Annotated in this window: 25 protein-coding genes; all 25 read right to left on the bottom strand. The window is 66.7% G+C overall.

Annotation, left to right across the window (positions count from 1 at the left end; genetic code table 11):
• Positions 1-309: 309 nt before the first annotated feature.
• On the bottom strand, positions 310-1,173 hold the full coding sequence (gene truA, locus S1361_RS23630) for a tRNA pseudouridine(38-40) synthase TruA (protein WP_208033773.1): 864 nt from the start codon (positions 1,171-1,173) through the stop codon (positions 310-312).
• Between the two features lie 142 nt (positions 1,174-1,315).
• Entirely contained in the window at positions 1,316-1,810 is a 495-nt protein-coding gene (gene rplQ, locus S1361_RS23625; RefSeq protein ID WP_208033772.1) for a 50S ribosomal protein L17, read from the bottom strand.
• A gap of 184 nt (positions 1,811-1,994) precedes the next feature.
• Entirely contained in the window at positions 1,995-3,017 is a 1,023-nt protein-coding gene (locus S1361_RS23620) for a DNA-directed RNA polymerase subunit alpha (protein WP_003966937.1), read from the bottom strand.
• Between the two features lie 151 nt (positions 3,018-3,168).
• Positions 3,169-3,573 carry a 30S ribosomal protein S11 gene (gene rpsK, locus S1361_RS23615; RefSeq protein ID WP_003956432.1) on the bottom strand — a complete coding sequence of 135 codons (405 nt, stop codon included), beginning with the start codon at positions 3,571-3,573 and terminating at the stop codon, positions 3,169-3,171.
• A 65-nt stretch (positions 3,574-3,638) separates the two neighbouring features.
• The gene (gene rpsM, locus S1361_RS23610; RefSeq protein ID WP_030641206.1) at positions 3,639-4,019 is read right to left on the bottom strand and encodes a 30S ribosomal protein S13; all 381 of its coding nucleotides are present in this window, start codon (positions 4,017-4,019) and stop codon (positions 3,639-3,641) included.
• A 192-nt stretch (positions 4,020-4,211) separates the two neighbouring features.
• Entirely contained in the window at positions 4,212-4,325 is a 114-nt protein-coding gene (rpmJ, locus tag S1361_RS23605; RefSeq protein ID WP_003998809.1) for a 50S ribosomal protein L36, read from the bottom strand.
• Positions 4,326-4,385: 60 nt separating this feature from the next.
• Positions 4,386-4,607: a translation initiation factor IF-1 gene (gene infA, locus S1361_RS23600; RefSeq protein ID WP_003948620.1), complete on the bottom strand. Its 222-nt coding sequence runs from the start codon at positions 4,605-4,607 to the stop codon at positions 4,386-4,388.
• 140 nt (positions 4,608-4,747) lie between these two features.
• Positions 4,748-5,584, bottom strand: a complete 837-nt coding sequence (gene map / locus S1361_RS23595; protein WP_208036732.1) for a type I methionyl aminopeptidase — start codon at positions 5,582-5,584, stop codon at positions 4,748-4,750.
• Positions 5,585-5,683: 99 nt separating this feature from the next.
• Positions 5,684-6,349 carry an adenylate kinase gene (locus tag S1361_RS23590; RefSeq protein ID WP_208033771.1) on the bottom strand — a complete coding sequence of 222 codons (666 nt, stop codon included), beginning with the start codon at positions 6,347-6,349 and terminating at the stop codon, positions 5,684-5,686.
• A complete protein-coding gene (gene secY / locus S1361_RS23585) occupies positions 6,349-7,662 on the bottom strand; it encodes a preprotein translocase subunit SecY (RefSeq protein WP_208033770.1) in 1,314 nt (437 codons plus the stop codon). The genes S1361_RS23590 and secY overlap by 1 nt, the downstream gene beginning before the upstream one ends.
• A gap of 189 nt (positions 7,663-7,851) precedes the next feature.
• On the bottom strand, positions 7,852-8,307 hold the full coding sequence (rplO, locus tag S1361_RS23580; protein WP_014674382.1) for a 50S ribosomal protein L15: 456 nt from the start codon (positions 8,305-8,307) through the stop codon (positions 7,852-7,854).
• Between the two features lie 2 nt (positions 8,308-8,309).
• On the bottom strand, positions 8,310-8,492 hold the full coding sequence (gene rpmD / locus S1361_RS23575; protein ID WP_003998814.1) for a 50S ribosomal protein L30: 183 nt from the start codon (positions 8,490-8,492) through the stop codon (positions 8,310-8,312).
• Positions 8,493-8,494: 2 nt separating this feature from the next.
• Positions 8,495-9,100 carry a 30S ribosomal protein S5 gene (gene rpsE / locus S1361_RS23570; RefSeq protein WP_014674381.1) on the bottom strand — a complete coding sequence of 202 codons (606 nt, stop codon included), beginning with the start codon at positions 9,098-9,100 and terminating at the stop codon, positions 8,495-8,497.
• Between the two features lie 36 nt (positions 9,101-9,136).
• On the bottom strand, positions 9,137-9,520 hold the full coding sequence (gene rplR, locus S1361_RS23565) for a 50S ribosomal protein L18 (protein ID WP_208033769.1): 384 nt from the start codon (positions 9,518-9,520) through the stop codon (positions 9,137-9,139).
• Positions 9,521-9,523: 3 nt separating this feature from the next.
• Positions 9,524-10,063, bottom strand: a complete 540-nt coding sequence (gene rplF / locus S1361_RS23560) for a 50S ribosomal protein L6 (RefSeq protein WP_030641195.1) — start codon at positions 10,061-10,063, stop codon at positions 9,524-9,526.
• A gap of 24 nt (positions 10,064-10,087) precedes the next feature.
• Positions 10,088-10,486: a 30S ribosomal protein S8 gene (rpsH, locus tag S1361_RS23555; protein ID WP_014674378.1), complete on the bottom strand. Its 399-nt coding sequence runs from the start codon at positions 10,484-10,486 to the stop codon at positions 10,088-10,090.
• A gap of 242 nt (positions 10,487-10,728) precedes the next feature.
• Positions 10,729-10,914 carry a type Z 30S ribosomal protein S14 gene (locus tag S1361_RS23550; protein WP_003948630.1) on the bottom strand — a complete coding sequence of 62 codons (186 nt, stop codon included), beginning with the start codon at positions 10,912-10,914 and terminating at the stop codon, positions 10,729-10,731.
• 5 nt (positions 10,915-10,919) lie between these two features.
• Complete coding sequence (gene rplE / locus S1361_RS23545; RefSeq protein WP_030345436.1) at positions 10,920-11,477, bottom strand: 50S ribosomal protein L5; 558 nt, start codon at positions 11,475-11,477, stop codon at positions 10,920-10,922.
• Positions 11,477-11,800, bottom strand: a complete 324-nt coding sequence (gene rplX, locus S1361_RS23540) for a 50S ribosomal protein L24 (RefSeq protein ID WP_030345434.1) — start codon at positions 11,798-11,800, stop codon at positions 11,477-11,479. Before rplX ends, rplE begins: the two co-directional genes overlap by 1 nt.
• 2 nt (positions 11,801-11,802) lie before the next feature.
• Positions 11,803-12,171, bottom strand: coding sequence for a 50S ribosomal protein L14 (rplN, locus tag S1361_RS23535; protein ID WP_003998823.1), 369 nt, complete (start codon positions 12,169-12,171; stop codon positions 11,803-11,805).
• A 96-nt stretch (positions 12,172-12,267) separates the two neighbouring features.
• On the bottom strand, positions 12,268-12,552 hold the full coding sequence (gene rpsQ / locus S1361_RS23530) for a 30S ribosomal protein S17 (protein ID WP_014674375.1): 285 nt from the start codon (positions 12,550-12,552) through the stop codon (positions 12,268-12,270).
• Positions 12,552-12,776 carry a 50S ribosomal protein L29 gene (rpmC, locus tag S1361_RS23525; protein WP_003974259.1) on the bottom strand — a complete coding sequence of 75 codons (225 nt, stop codon included), beginning with the start codon at positions 12,774-12,776 and terminating at the stop codon, positions 12,552-12,554. The genes rpsQ and rpmC overlap by 1 nt, the downstream gene beginning before the upstream one ends.
• Complete coding sequence (gene rplP, locus S1361_RS23520) at positions 12,776-13,195, bottom strand: 50S ribosomal protein L16 (protein WP_009190136.1); 420 nt, start codon at positions 13,193-13,195, stop codon at positions 12,776-12,778. Before rplP ends, rpmC begins: the two co-directional genes overlap by 1 nt.
• Positions 13,196-13,200: 5 nt before the next feature.
• The gene (rpsC, locus tag S1361_RS23515) at positions 13,201-14,022 is read right to left on the bottom strand and encodes a 30S ribosomal protein S3 (RefSeq protein ID WP_014674374.1); all 822 of its coding nucleotides are present in this window, start codon (positions 14,020-14,022) and stop codon (positions 13,201-13,203) included.
• Positions 14,022-14,369, bottom strand: coding sequence for a 50S ribosomal protein L22 (gene rplV, locus S1361_RS23510; RefSeq protein WP_030778516.1), 348 nt, complete (start codon positions 14,367-14,369; stop codon positions 14,022-14,024). The genes rpsC and rplV overlap by 1 nt, the downstream gene beginning before the upstream one ends.
• Positions 14,370-14,390 lie beyond the last annotated feature (21 nt).

Genomic DNA, 14,390 nt, shown 5'->3' with positions numbered 1-14,390 from the left:
TGTCCGTCGGCGGGAGCGGCAGCAGTCCCAGCGCGGGGCGCCCGCCGCGCCCTGCCCGTCGCCGCCCGCCGCTCCGGCGCGCCGCGCGACGCCCCCCGGTCCGCACGGGACCCACTGAAGTCATGCCGTTGTCCAACCCCGGGCCCGTACCGACCCGTCGACCCCCCACCCGATCCGGCCACCCCTGTCGAACATGCGGCCGGAAGGCGCAAGATTAATCGAGGTGTATGAAACGCGTAAGAGTCGACCACGTCGGTTACGCCAGGTAAGTCCAGACATGGTGCATAAGCGCCGCGAAATGCAACGTAACTAACAGGTATCGCAACCGGACGCACCGGGCAGCGACCGCTTGTTCCGGGCCTCCTTGTTCCGCGCCGCCAGCAGCTCGTCGGCCGGGTAGCCGACCTCCTCCAGGGTCAGCCCGTGCGGCCGTACGACATGCACCGCGGAGTCCCGCACGCCCGCGGCCAGCACCTTCCCGGGCCACTCCGGCCCCCGGTGCCCGTCCCCCACGAACAGCAGCGCCCCGATCAGCGAGCGCACCATGTTGTGGCAGAACGCGTCCGCCCGCACGGTCGCGGTGATGATCCCGTCGTCGCCCCGGACCAGGCTCAGCTCCTGGAGCGTGCGGATCGTGGTCGCGCCCTCGCGCTTCTTGCAGTAGGCGGCGAAGTCGTGCTCGCCGAGGAGCGCCCGGGCCGCCTCGTTCATGGCGTCCACGTCGAGCGGCCAGTCGTGCCACAGCACATGGTTGCGCAGCAGCGGATCCACGCCTCCCGGGTTGTCGGTCACCCGGTACGCGTACCGCCGCCAGACCGCCGAGAACCGCGCGTTGAAGCCGCTGGGCGCCTCGCGCAGGGCCCAGACGCGGACGTCCCTCGGCAGCCGGCCGGCGAGCCGCTTGAGCAGCTTCTCGTGATGCTCGCGCCACACGCCCTCGGGCAGATCCACATGGGCCACCTGCCCGCGCGCGTGCACGCCGGCGTCGGTCCGCCCCGCGACCGTCAGCTCGTAGGTCTCCCGCGACCGGGTCACCGTCCGCAGCGCGTCCTCGATCTCGCCCTGCACCGTACGCCTGCCACCGGCCTGCTTGGCCCAGCCGTGGAAGCCGGTGCCGTCGTAGGACAGGTCGAGACGGAGACGGACATGGCCGGGCTGTACTTCGTCACTCACGTACAGATCCTCTCAGGAACACAAGAGCGGGCCCGCTCCTCGAAAGGAACGGGCCCGCAAACGCCCTTCGGGGGCGCGGGGAACTGCGCGACAGGCCACGACAAGGCCGCACCCGCCGACGTATCAGTCCCCGGCAGAACGCTTACGCGTCCTTGGACTCCTCGGCAGCGGCCTCCTCGGCCGGAGCCTCGGTCGCCTCGGGGGCCTTGGCCTCCTCGGCCTCCTTGACCGCACGCTTGGTGGCGGCCTCGGCCTCACCGGTCGCCTGCTGCGCAACCGTCAGCGCCTCGACCAGCTCGATGACGGCCATGGGCGCGTTGTCGCCACGGCGGTTACCGATCTTGGTGATGCGGGTGTAGCCACCCGGACGGTTCTCGTAGCGCGGGCCGATCTCGGTGAAGAGCGTGTGGACGACGCTCTTGTCCGTGATGACCTGGAGCACCTGACGGCGGTTGTGAAGGTCGCCCTTCTTCGCCTTGGTGATCAGACGCTCGGCGTACGGCCGCAGACGGCGGGCCTTCGCCTCGGTGGTGGTGATACGGCCGTGCTCGAAGAGGCTCTTCGCCAGGTTGGCGAGGAGGAGCTTCTCGTGCGCGGCGCTGCCGCCCAGACGGGCACCCTTGGTGGGCTTCGGCATGTTCTTTCTCCTGTGTGTCTGCCCCGGCCGTGTCAGGTACCGGGGTCAGTATCCGAGCAGGCGGTTGCCTGTCGGAGATCCGGACGACAGCCCGCAAGGGGCATGTCGTCCGGAAGGGGCGCGGGGAACTGCGCGACAACCACAGCGCACCCGCACCCGAGTACGGACCGGAAGGCCCGAGCTCTCAGTACTGCTCGGTCTCCACGAAGCCCGCGTCCGCGTCGTCGTCCGCGCCGAACGCGTCCGCGGCGGCCGTGGGGTCGAATCCGGGCGGGCTGTCCTTCAGGGCCAGGCCCATGCCGGCCAGCTTCGCCTTGACCTCGTCGATGGACTTCGCACCGAAGTTGCGGATGTCCAGGAGGTCGGCCTCGGAACGCGCGACGAGCTCACCCACGGAGTGGATGCCCTCACGCTTGAGGCAGTTGTACGACCGAACGGTGAGCTCCAGCTCCTCGATCGGCAGCGCCAGGTCGGCGGCGAGGGCGGCGTCCGTCGGGGACGGGCCCATGTCGATGCCCTCGGCGTCGATGTTCAGCTCGCGGGCGAGACCGAACAGCTCGACCAGGGTCTTACCGGCCGACGCCATGGCGTCACGCGGACGCATGGCCTGCTTGGTCTCGACGTCGACGATCAGCTTGTCGAAGTCGGTGCGCTGCTCGACACGCGTGGCCTCGACCTTGTACGTGACCTTGAGAACCGGCGAGTAGATGGAGTCGACCGGGATACGGCCGATCTCCTGGCCCACCTGCTTGTTCTGCACGGCCGAGACGTAGCCGCGACCGCGCTCGACGGTCAGCTCCATCTCCAGCTTGCCCTTGCCGTTGAGCGTGGCGAGGACGAGGTCGGGGTTGTGCACCTCGACACCGGCCGGGGGCGCGATGTCGGCGGCGGTGACCAGACCCGGGCCCTGCTTGCGCAGGTACATCACGACCGGCTCGTCGTGCTCCGAGGAGACGACCAGCTGCTTGATGTTGAGGATCAGGTCGGTGACGTCCTCCTTGACGCCCGGCACGGTGGTGAACTCGTGCAGGACGCCGTCGATCCGGATGCTGGTGACAGCAGCGCCGGGGATCGAGGAGAGGAGGGTGCGGCGGAGGGAGTTGCCGAGGGTGTAGCCGAAGCCCGGCTCCAGCGGCTCGATCACGAACCGGGAGCGGAACTCGTCGACGACCTCTTCGGTCAACGAGGGACGCTGAGCGATCAGCATGTGTGGATCAGATCCTTCTTTCGTGGACGCCCGCTATTTGACGTCCGACGGAAACCGCACCTGTGAGAAGTGCGGGTACTGCAAGGGTACGGGCGATACGGCCCTTTTCACGGGGCCGTACCGCCCGAAAAACCCTGAAGCAGCCGGTGCCTCAGACGCGGCGGCGCTTCGGCGGGCGGCAGCCGTTGTGCGGGGTCGGGGTGACGTCCTGGATGGAGCCGACCTCGAGGCCCGTGGCCTGCAGGGAGCGGATCGCGGTCTCACGACCGGAACCCGGGCCCTTCACGAACACGTCGACCTTGCGCATGCCGTGCTCCTGGGCGCGGCGGGCAGCCGACTCGGCGGCCATCTGCGCGGCGAACGGCGTGGACTTCCGGGAGCCCTTGAAGCCGACGTGGCCGGCGGAGGCCCAGGAGATCACGTTGCCGGACGGGTCCGTGATGGAGACGATCGTGTTGTTGAACGTGCTCTTGATGTGCGCGTGGCCGTGAGCGACGTTCTTCTTTTCCTTGCGGCGCACCTTCTTGGCAGCGCCCTGACGTCCCTTGGGGGGCATCTACTAACTCCTACGGGAGGTGGTCGGTCCTACAGCGAAGACCGTGGACAGGTGTCCGCTGCGGACTACTTCTTGCCCGGCTTCTTCTTGCCGGCGATGGCGCGACGCGGCCCCTTGCGGGTGCGAGCGTTGGTGCTGGTGCGCTGACCGCGGACGGGCAGACCGCGACGGTGACGGAGACCCTGGTAGGTGCCGATCTCGACCTTGCGGCGGATGTCGGCCTGGATCTCGCGACGGAGGTCACCCTCGGTCTTGATGTTGTTGTCGACGTACTCGCGGATCGCGACCAGCTGCTCTTCGGTGAGGTCACGAACACGGGTGTTCGGGTCGACGCCGGTCGCAGCCAGCGTCTCCTTCGAGAGGGTCCGGCCGATGCCGAACACGTAGGTGAGGGCGATCTCCACGCGCTTGTCGCGCGGGATGTCGACACCGGAAACGCGTGCCATTCAATGGCTCCTGGTGAATCTTCGGAGGTCTTCCACAGAGCCGGCTCCCGGCCGCCGTACCAGGTACGAACCGGGTCCCCGGCCTCCGAACCGGGGGTGTCGAGCTGGATGGCTCGGGCTCTGCGTATGAACATATTCAGCTCGCGTCGCGCGAAACTCTGCGATAGAGGTGCAGAGGGTGATGGTCGTGCGTCAGCCCTGGCGCTGCTTGTGGCGCGGGTTCTCGCAGATGACCATGACCCGGCCGTGACGGCGGATCACCCTGCACTTGTCGCAGATCTTCTTGACGCTCGGCTTGACCTTCATGGGGTGAGGTTCTCCGGGTCAGTGCCATCGCACCGGGCGGGCCCGGGGCGCGGGCAAGATCTACTTGTACCGGTAGACGATCCGGCCACGCGTCAGGTCGTACGGAGACAGCTCCACCACGACCCGGTCGTCAGGGAGGATGCGGATGTAGTGCATACGCATCTTGCCGCTGATGTGTGCCAGGACCTGGTGGCCGTTCTGGAGCTCGACCTTGAACATGGCGTTCGGAAGAGACTCGACGACAGTGCCCTCGATCTCGATGGCACCTTGCTTCTTGGCCACGCTTCGCCCTTCGAATCGACTACCTTGATCGACTCCGTCTCAAGCATGCGGACATGCGGGTGCACGAGAGCCGACGAGTCAGTCTACGTCGGCGCACCGCGAAAGGCGAATCGAGGAAGTCTGCCCCATGGCGGAGATCGTTAAGCGAGCGGGTCCGGAGCAGCCGTGATGCCGTACTCGGCGAGCTTGGCCCTGCCGCCGTCGGGGGCCGTCAGGACCAGGGGGCCCTGCTCGGTGAGGGCGACCGAGTGCTCCCAGTGGGAGGACCAGGTGCCGTCGGTGGTGATGACCGTCCAGTCGTCGGAGAGGACCTCCGTGCGCGGGGTGCCGAGCGAGACCATCGGCTCGATGGCGAGGCAGAAGCCGGGCACCAGCTTGGGGCCCTTGCCGCGACGGCGGTCGACGTAGTTCAGCAGGTGCGGGTCCATGTGCATCTCGGTGCCGATGCCGTGGCCGCCGTAGTCCTCGATGATCCCGTACCGGCCGCCGCCCGGCTTGGGCTGGCGGCGGATGTACGTCTCGATCGCCCGGGAGACGTCGACCAGGCGGTTGCCCAGCTTCATGGCCGCGATGCCGGCCCACATCGACTCCTCCGTCACCCGGGAGAGCTCGACCAGCTCCGGGGAGTGGCCGGAGCCGACGAAGGCGGTGTAGGCCGCGTCGCCGTGCCAGCCGTCGACGATCGCGCCGCAGTCGATGGAGATGATGTCGCCGTCCTTCAGGACGACGTCGTCGGAGGGGATGCCGTGCACGACCACGTCGTTCACGGAGGTGCAGATGGTGGCGGGGAAGCCGCCGTAGCCCAGGAAGTTCGACTTCGCGCCGTGCTCGGCGAGGACCTTGCGGGCCACCTCGTCCAGGTCCCTGGTGGTGGCACCCGGCACCGCGGCCTCCCGCGTGGCCGCGTGGATGGCGGCTACGACCAGGCCCGCCGCCCGCATCTTCGCGATCTGCTCGGGGGTCTTGATCTGCACCATGGGGGGCCTGCGCTCTCCGTCACTCACGTCGACTGGGGTACCTGTACAACAGTACGGCCGCGGCGCCCGGACAGGCACCGCGGCCGGAAGGACCGCGAACTACTTGTTCTCGGCCTTCTCGCGCTTGAGGGCCTCCAGCGCCCGCTGCGTGATCTCGTCCACCGGGCCCAGGGAGGAGATCGTCACGACCAGGCCCTGCGCCTTGTAGTAGTCGATGATCGGCTCGGTCTGCGTGTGGTAGACCTCCAGCCGCTTGCGCACGGTCTCCTCGGAGTCGTCGTCGCGCTGGTACAGCTCGCCGCCGCAGACGTCGCAGACGCCCTCCTGCTTGGGCTTGCTGTACGTCACGTGGAAGACGTGCGAGGAGTCGTTGCGGCAGATGCGGCGGCCGGCGATGCGCTTGACGACCTCGTCCTCGGGGACCTCCAGGTCGAGGACGGCGTCCAGCGTGATGCCCTCGGTCTGCAGCAGCTCGTCCAGCGCCTCCGCCTGCGAGACGTTCCGCGGGAAGCCGTCCAGCAGGAAGCCGTTCTCCGCGTCCGGCTGCTCCATGCGGTCCTTGGCCATCGCGATGGTCACCTCGTCGGGGACGAGGTTGCCGGCGTCCATGTAGGACTTCGCCAGTTTGCCCAGCTCGGTCTGCTGGCTGATGTTGGCCCGGAACAGGTCGCCCGTGGAGATGTGCGGGATGGCCAGCTTCTCTGCGAGCCGGACGGCTTGCGTTCCCTTACCGGCACCCGGCGGCCCGACGAGGACGATACGCATCAGCGGAGGAACCCTTCGTAATTGCGCTGCTGGAGCTGGCTCTCGATCTGCTTCACCGTCTCGAGACCGACACCCACGATGATCAGGATGCTGGTCCCGCCGAACGGGAAGTTCTGGCTTGCCCCAAAGCCCACCAACGCCATTGTCGGCACGAGAGCGATCAGACCCAGATACAGCGAACCCGGCCAGGTGATCCGGTTGAGCACGTAGCTCAGGTACTCAGCGGTCGGTCGGCCAGCCCGGATGCCCGGGATGAAGCCACCATACTTCTTCATGTTGTCGGCGACTTCTTCGGGGTTGAAGGAGATCGCCACGTAGAAGAACGCGAAGAAAACGATGAGCAAGAAGTACGAAGTGATGTAAATCGGGTGATCGCCCTTGGTCAGGTTCTGCTCGACCCAGGTCTTCCAGTCCGACTTGCCCCCCGCGAACTGCGCCACGAGCGCCGGGATGTAGAGCAGCGAGGAGGCGAAGATGACAGGAATCACACCGGCCTGGTTCACCTTGAGCGGGATGTACGTGGACGTACCGCCGTAAGAACGGCGCCCGATCATGCGCTTCGCGTACTGCACCGGGATGCGGCGCTGGGCCTGCTCGACGAAGACGACGAGCGCGACCATGACGAGGCCCACCGCGATGACGGTGCCGAACTCGATCCAGCCGCCGGCCAGCGTGCCCTGCTTCTTGATGGCCCACAGCGCGGACGGGAAGGTCGCGGCGATCGAGATGAACATCAGGATCGACATGCCGTTGCCGATGCCGCGGTCGGTGATCAGCTCACCGAGCCACATCACCACGGCCGTACCCGCGGTCATGCAGATGACCATCGTGATGGTCGTGAAGATCGCCTGGTTGGGGACGATCTGGTTGGCCACCGAGCAGGTGCCGAAGAGAGCACCGCTGCGGGCGGTGGCCACCAGGCCGGTGCCCTGAAGGATGGCCAGCGCCACGGTCAGGTAGCGGGTGTACTGCGTGATCTTGGCCGTGCCGGCCTGACCCTCCTTCTTGAGGGCCTCCAGACGCGGGATCACGACCGTCAGCAGCTGCAGGATGATGCTGGCCGTGATGTACGGCATGATCCCGAGCGCGAAGATCGTGATCTGCAGCAGCGCTCCACCACTGAACATGTTGACCAGCCCGAAGAGGCCCTGGTTACCGGAGGCCTCCCGGACACACTGCTGAACGTTCTTGTAGTTCACGCCGGGGATCGGGATGTGGGTACCGACCCGGTAGACCACGATGATGCCCAGCGTGAAGAGCAGCTTCTTGCGCAGGTCGGGCGTCCTGAACGCCCGGGCGAACGCGGTGAGCACGGTGCCTCCTGCGACCCCCGCGCAACTGCGTCAAGGGTGACGGTCTGAGGTTCGACGAATACGAAAAAGAACAGTGCAGGCCACCTTACCGGCGACACTGCCCCCCTAGGAACGACCGACCGGGGATACCTCATTGTGAGGTATCCCCGGTCGGGATCGTTTACGTCATCGAGGCGTCGTCCGAGGGACTCAGACGAGCTCGGTGACCGTACCGCCGGCGGCGGTGATCTTCTCCTTGGCGGAGCCGGAGACGGCGTCGACCGTCACCTGCAGCGCCACGGAGATCTCGCCCTGGCCGAGGACCTTGACGAGGCTGTTCTTGCGAACGGCACCCTTGGCCACGAGACCCTCGACGGTGACCTCGCCACCCTCGGGGTAGAGCGCGGCCAGCTTGTCGAGGTTCACGACCTGGTACTCGGTCTTGAACGGGTTCTTGAAGCCCTTCAGCTTCGGGAGGCGCATGTGGAGCGGCATCTGGCCACCCTCGAAGCGCTCCGGAACCTGGTAGCGGGCCTTGGTGCCCTTGGTACCACGACCGGCCGTCTTACCCTTCGACGCCTCACCACGACCGACACGGGTCTTGGCGGTCTTGGCGCCCGGGGCGGGACGGAGGTTGTGGATCTTGAGCGGGTTCTGCTCCGCCATGATCAGTCGACCTCCTCGACCGTCACGAGGTGGCGGACGGTGTGCACCATGCCGCGGAACTCGGGGCGGTCCTCCTTGACGACCACGGTGTTGATCCCCTTGAGACCAAGCGACCGCAGGGTGTCACGGTGGTTCTGCTTGCTGCCGATGTAGGACTTGACCTGCGTGATCTTGAGCTGCGCCATGATTACGCACCCACCCCGGCACGCGCACGCAGCAGGGCCGCGGGAGCGACGTCCTCGAGCGGCAGACCACGGCGGGCCGCGATCTCCTCGGGGCGCTGCAGACCCTTCAGGGCCTCCACGGTCGCGTGCACGATGTTGATCGCGTTGTCGGAGCCGAGCGACTTCGACAGCACGTCGTGGATACCGGCGCACTCGAGCACGGCACGCACCGGACCACCGGCGATAACACCGGTACCCGGGGACGCGGGCTTGAGCAGCACGACGCCGGCAGCCTTCTCACCCTGGATGGGGTGGGGGATGGTGCCCTGGATCCGGGGGACCTTGAAGAAGTGCTTCTTGGCCTCCTCAACGCCCTTGGCGATGGCGGCCGGCACCTCCTTGGCCTTGCCGTATCCGACACCCACGGTGCCGTCACCGTCGCCCACCACGACCAGCGCGGTGAAGCTGAAGCGACGACCACCCTTCACAACCTTGGCGACGCGGTTGATCGCGACGACGCGCTCGACGTACGCGGTCTTCTCGGCGGCAGCAGCGCCGCCGTCACGGCCCTTCCGGTCCCGCCGCTCGCCGCCACCGGCACCGCTTCCGCGGCGCTGGGGTCCAGCCATTGGATTACCTCTCTCTTTCCGCTAGCTACAAGCGGCTCAGAACTTGAGCCCGGCTTCGCGGGCGGCGTCCGCCAGGGCGGCGATGCGCCCGGCGTACTGGTTGCCACCACGGTCGAACACGACGGTCTCGACACCGGCGGCCTTGGCACGCTCGGCGACCAGGGCGCCGACCTGCTTGGCCTGCGCGGACTTGTCGGCCTCGCCGCCACGGATCGACGCGTCCAGGGTGGACGCCGACGCCAGGGTGTGACCCTTCAGGTCGTCGATCACCTGCGCCACGATGTGGCGGTTGGAGCGGGTCACGACCAGACGGGGGCGCTCCGCCGTACCGGAGATCCGCTTGCGGATCCGGATGTGACGGCGCTTGATCGCGGCGCGCTTGTAGGCGTCGCCCTTGAGGATCTTCTGCCCGTATGCCATGGCTTACTTACCCGCCTTTCCGACCTTGCGGCGGATGACTTCGCCCTCGTACTTGACGCCCTTGGCCTTGTACGGGTCGGGCTTGCGCAGCTTGCGGATGTTGGCCGCAACCTCGCCGACCTTCTGCTTGTCGATGCCCTCGACCGAGAAACGGGTCGGGGACTCCACCTTGAAGGTGATGCCCTCGGGGGCCTCGACCACGATCGGGTGGCTGTAACCGAGAGCGAACTCCAGGTTCGAACCCTTGGCGGTCACTCGGTAACCGACACCGCTGATCTCGAGCTTCTTCACGTAACCCTGGGTCACGCCGGTGATCATGTTCGCCACCAGCGTGCGGGAGAGGCCGTGCAGGGCCTTGCTCTGACGCTCGTCGTTCGGGCGCAGCACCTGGAGGGTGCCGTCCTCGCCCTTAGCGATGTCGATCGGCGCGGCAACGGTGTGGGTCAGCGAACCCTTGGGGCCCTTGACCGAAACCGTACGGCCGTCGATGGTGACGTCCACGCCGGCGGGAACCGCGATGGGGAGCTTGCCGATGCGCGACATAGCTGTTTCCTCCGTTCCCTTCTGCTACCAGACGTAGGCGAGGACTTCCCCACCCACGCCCTTCTTGCCGGCCTGCTTGTCGGTGAGGAGCCCGTGCGACGTGGAGATGATCGCCACGCCCAGGCCGCCGAGCACCTTCGGCAGGTTGGTGGACTTCGCGTACACCCGGAGACCGGGCTTGGAGATCCGCTTGATGCCCGCGATGGAGCGCTCACGGTTGGGGCCGAACTTCAGCTCCAGGACGAGGTTCTTGCCGACCTCGGCGTCCTCGACCTTCCAGCCCGTGATGAAGCCCTCCTGCTGGAGGATCTCCGCGATGTGAGACTTGATCTTGGAGTGCGGCATCGACACCGAGTCGTGGTACGCCGAGTTCGCGTTCCGCAGACGCGTCAGCATGTCTGCGATCGGATCAGTCATGGTCATGAATTGGCCTGTGGCCTTTCTCGCCGGGGTTTCCTATATGCGCCATCCCTCTCCCCGTACTTCTGCAGACGGGACGGGTGCGGCGCGGGGACCTACGGCGTAGTAAGCAATTACTAGCGGACGCTGTCCGCGGGCGTTCAGGGCGGCAGAGGCCCAACCCTCCTAGCCTAAGCCATGAGGGCGGGAGCCCCTGCCGTCCCGGTTGCTTACCGAGAGGTCCAGGAATCCCTAAAAAGCAGGGATTACCAGGAGCTCTTGGTCACGCCCGGCAGCTCGCCACGGTGAGCCATCTCACGAAGGCACACGCGGCAGAGGCCGAACTTGCGGTAAACGGAGTGCGGACGACCGCAGCGCTGGCAGCGGGTGTAGCCACGCACACCGAACTTGGGCTTGCGAGCAGCCTTCGCGATGAGAGCCTTCTTCGCCATCTCGCTCACGCCTCCTTGAACGGGAAGCCGAGGTGACGGAGAAGGGCACGGCCCTCTTCGTCGTTGGTCGCCGTGGTCACCACGGTGATGTCCATACCCCGGACGCGGTCGATCTTGTCCTGGTCGATCTCGTGGAACATGACCTGCTCCGTGAGACCGAAGGTGTAGTTGCCACGGCCGTCGAACTGCTTGGGGGACAGGCCGCGGAAGTCGCGGATGCGCGGGAGCGCGAGCGACAGGGTGCGGTCCAGGAACTCCCACATGCGGTCGCCACGGAGCGTGACGTGGGCACCGATCGGCTGGCCCTCACGCAGCTTGAACTGCGCGATGGACTTGCGGGCCTTGGTGACGGCCGGCTTCTGACCGGTGATGGTGGTCAGGTCGCGGATAGCGCCCTCGATCAGCTTCGAGTCACGGGCGGCGTCGCCGACACCCATGTTGACCACGATCTTGACGAGGCCGGGAACCTGCATGACGTTCTCGTACTTGAACTCGTCACGCAGCTTGCCCGCGATCTCCTCGCGGTACTTCTGCTTCAGACGCGGAGTGGTGGTGGTAGCCATCAGATGTCCTCACCCGTCCGCTTGGCAACGCGGATCTTGTTGCCCTCTTCGTCGAAGCGGTAACCGACACGCGTGACGACCTTCTGGCCGTCCTTCTCCACGACCAGCTGAACGTTGGACACGTGGATCGGGGCCTCGGTGGTCACGATGCCGCCGGCCTGGGAACCGCTGGCGGTCGGACCGGCCTTGGTGTGCTTCTTGACCCGGTTGACACCCTCGACCAGGACACGGTCCTCGCGGGGGTAGGCCGCGATGACCTTGCCCTGCTTGCCCTTGTCCTTACCGGTGATGACCTGGACCAGGTCGCCCTTCTTGATCTTCATGCTTACAGCACCTCCGGCGCGAGCGAGATGATCTTCATGAACTTCTTCTCGCGCAGCTCACGGCCGACCGGGCCGAAGATGCGGGTGCCGCGAGGGTCGCCGTCGTTCTTCAGAATGACGGCGGCGTTCTCGTCGAAGCGGATGTACGAGCCGTCCGGACGGCGGCGCTCCTTGACGGTGCGAACGATGACCGCCTTGACGACGTCACCCTTCTTCACGTTGCCACCGGGGATCGCGTCCTTCACGGTGGCGACGATGACGTCACCGATGCCCGCGTAGCGGCGACCGGAGCCACCGAGCACACGGATGCAAAGGATCTCCTTCGCACCAGTGTTGTCGGCGACACGCAGTCGCGACTCCTGCTGGATCACGTCTATCTCCTGATCGTCTGCCGGTTCCCCGGGGGCCGCCTCTCAGCGGCCCCCGGAGCCTGGCGGAACTGACCTGCGGGGTTTGCCCCGCAGGAATTACTTGGCCTTCTCGAGGATCTCGACGACGCGCCAGCGCTTCGTCGCGGACAGCGGCCGGGTCTCCATGAGGAGGACGCGGTCGCCGACGCCCGCAGCGTTCTGCTCGTCGTGGGCCTTGAGCTTGTTCGTACGGCGGATGACCTTGCCGTACAGCGCGTGCTTCACACGGTCCTCGACGGCGACGACGACGGTCTTGTCCATCTTGTCGCTGACGACCAGACCCTCACGGGTCTTGCGGAAGCCTCGGGCTTCGGTGTTCTCAGTCACGTTGCTCTCGCTCATCAGGCGCTCTCCACCGTCTCGATGCCCAGCTCGCGCTCACGCATCAGGGTGTAGATCCGCGCGATGTCCTTGCGGACGGCCTTCAGCCGACCGTGGTTCTCGAGCTGACCCGTCGCCGCCTGGAAGCGGAGGTTGAACAGCTCTTCCTTGGCCTCGCGGAGCTTCGCCAGAAGCTCCTCGTTGCCCAGCTCGCGCAGCTCGGACGCCTTGGTACCGGCCGACATCACGCTTCACCTGCCTCGCGCTTGACGATCCGGCACTTCATCGGCAGCTTGTGGGCCGCACGCGTGAGCGCCTCACGGGCGATCTTCTCGTTGGGGTACGACAGCTCGAACATCACACGTCCGGGCTTGACGTTGGCGATCCACCACTCCGGAGAACCCTTACCGGAACCCATGCGGGTCTCGGCCGGCTTCTTGGTGAGGGGACGGTCCGGGTAGATGTTGATCCAGACCTTGCCGCCACGCTTGATGTGGCGGGTCATCGCGATACGAGCCGCCTCGATCTGGCGGTTCGTCACGTAGGCCGGGGTCAGCGCCTGGATGCCGTACTCGCCGAACGCAACCTGCGTTCCACCCTTGGACATACCGTTGCGCTTCGGGTGGTGCTGCTTGCGGTGCTTGACCCTACGGGGGATCAGCATGACGGTCAGGCCTCCGTTCCGGTGCTCTCAGCCGGAGCGGCGGCGGGAGCCTCGGCCTTGGGGGCCTCGGCGCCGGCAGCCTGCTGCGGCTTGCGACCGCGCCGCTCGCCACCGCGGCCACCACGGGCCGGGCGGTCGGCGCCACCGCGGGCCGGGCGGTTACCCGCACGGGCGGCAGCGTTCTCGGCGCGGACCTCGGCGATGTTCTTGACGTCGCCCTTGTAGATCCAGACCTTCACGCCGATGCGGCCGAAGGTCGTCTTGGCCTCGAAGAAGCCGTAGTCCACGTTCGCACGGAGCGTGTGCAGGGGCACGCGGCCCTCGCGGTAGAACTCCGAGCGGGACATCTCGGCGCCGCCGAGGCGGCCACCGCACTGGATCTTGATGCCCTTGGCGCCGGCCTTCATGGCGGACTGCATGCTCTTGCGCATGGCCCGACGGAAGGAGACGCGGGAGGAGAGCTGCTCGGCGACGGCCTGGGCCACGAGCTGAGCGTCGGTCTCGGGGTTCTTGACCTCGAGGATGTTCAGCTGGACCTGCTTGCCCGTGAGCTTCTCGAGGTCACCGCGGATGCGGTCGGCCTCGGCGCCACGGCGGCCGATCACGATGCCCGGACGAGCGGTGTGGATGTCCACACGCACGCGGTCACGGGTGCGCTCGATCTCGACCTTGGAGATGCCGGCGCGCTCCATGCCGGACGTCATCATCCGACGGATGGCGACGTCTTCCTTGACGTAGTCCTTGTACAGCTTGTCGGCGTACCAACGCGACTTGAAGTCGGTCGTGACACCGAGCCGGAACCCGTGCGGGTTTACCTTCTGGCCCATTACCGGGTTCCTTCCTTGCTGCTGACGACCACGGTGATGTGGCTGGTCCGCTTGCGGATCCGGTAGGCACGGCCCTGGGCACGCGGACGGAACCGCTTCAGGGTCGGGCCCTCGTCGACGTAGGCCTCGGAAACGAAGAGGCTGTCGACATCGGTGTGGTCGTAGTTGTGCGCGGCGTTGGCAATGGCGCTGTCCAGCACCTTGCCCACCGGCACCGAGGCGGCCTGCGGAGCGAATCGCAGGACGGCCTGGGCCTCCGTGGCGTCCATGCCACGGATGAGGTCCACCACGCGGCGGGCCTTCATGGGCGTGACGCGGATGTACCGCGCCTGGGCCCTGGCTTCCATGGTTGTCCCTTCAGTTACTTA

The organism is Streptomyces cyanogenus (genome assembly GCF_017526105.1).
In the GTDB taxonomy this organism is placed as follows: domain Bacteria; phylum Actinomycetota; class Actinomycetes; order Streptomycetales; family Streptomycetaceae; genus Streptomyces; species Streptomyces cyanogenus.
Note: the sequence above shows the minus strand (reverse complement) of the source record. Positions and strands in the feature narration are given on the sequence as shown.

Coding starts and splice junctions, on each gene's coding strand:
- rpsM (WP_030641206.1), bottom strand. CDS start 4,019: ATGGCACGCGTTTCCGGTGTCGACATCCCGCGCGACAAGCGCGTGGAG.
- rpmC (WP_003974259.1), bottom strand. CDS start 12,776: ATGTCGGCCGGTACCAAGGCGTCCGAGCTGCGCGAGCTGGGCAACGAG.
- rpmD (WP_003998814.1), bottom strand. CDS start 8,492: ATGGCGCAGCTCAAGATCACGCAGGTCAAGTCCTACATCGGCAGCAAG.
- rplO (WP_014674382.1), bottom strand. CDS start 8,307: ATGGCGGAGCAGAACCCGCTCAAGATCCACAACCTCCGTCCCGCCCCG.
- rpsE (WP_014674381.1), bottom strand. CDS start 9,100: ATGGCTGGACCCCAGCGCCGCGGAAGCGGTGCCGGTGGCGGCGAGCGG.
- rplE (WP_030345436.1), bottom strand. CDS start 11,477: ATGGCTACCACCACCACTCCGCGTCTGAAGCAGAAGTACCGCGAGGAG.
- rplF (WP_030641195.1), bottom strand. CDS start 10,063: ATGTCGCGCATCGGCAAGCTCCCCATCGCGGTTCCCGCCGGCGTGGAC.
- S1361_RS23620 (WP_003966937.1), bottom strand. CDS start 3,017: ATGCTGATCGCTCAGCGTCCCTCGTTGACCGAAGAGGTCGTCGACGAG.
- rpsK (WP_003956432.1), bottom strand. CDS start 3,573: ATGCCCCCCAAGGGACGTCAGGGCGCTGCCAAGAAGGTGCGCCGCAAG.
- rplR (WP_208033769.1), bottom strand. CDS start 9,520: ATGGCATACGGGCAGAAGATCCTCAAGGGCGACGCCTACAAGCGCGCC.
- S1361_RS23590 (WP_208033771.1), bottom strand. CDS start 6,349: ATGCGTATCGTCCTCGTCGGGCCGCCGGGTGCCGGTAAGGGAACGCAA.
- rplV (WP_030778516.1), bottom strand. CDS start 14,369: ATGGAAGCCAGGGCCCAGGCGCGGTACATCCGCGTCACGCCCATGAAG.
- rplQ (WP_208033772.1), bottom strand. CDS start 1,810: ATGCCGAAGCCCACCAAGGGTGCCCGTCTGGGCGGCAGCGCCGCGCAC.
- rpsC (WP_014674374.1), bottom strand. CDS start 14,022: ATGGGCCAGAAGGTAAACCCGCACGGGTTCCGGCTCGGTGTCACGACC.
- S1361_RS23550 (WP_003948630.1), bottom strand. CDS start 10,914: ATGGCGAAGAAGGCTCTCATCGCGAAGGCTGCTCGCAAGCCCAAGTTC.
- rpmJ (WP_003998809.1), bottom strand. CDS start 4,325: ATGAAGGTCAAGCCGAGCGTCAAGAAGATCTGCGACAAGTGCAGGGTG.
- rpsQ (WP_014674375.1), bottom strand. CDS start 12,552: ATGAGCGAGAGCAACGTGACTGAGAACACCGAAGCCCGAGGCTTCCGC.
- rpsH (WP_014674378.1), bottom strand. CDS start 10,486: ATGACCATGACTGATCCGATCGCAGACATGCTGACGCGTCTGCGGAAC.
- rplX (WP_030345434.1), bottom strand. CDS start 11,800: ATGAAGATCAAGAAGGGCGACCTGGTCCAGGTCATCACCGGTAAGGAC.
- map (WP_208036732.1), bottom strand. CDS start 5,584: ATGGTGCAGATCAAGACCCCCGAGCAGATCGCGAAGATGCGGGCGGCG.
- rplP (WP_009190136.1), bottom strand. CDS start 13,195: ATGCTGATCCCCCGTAGGGTCAAGCACCGCAAGCAGCACCACCCGAAG.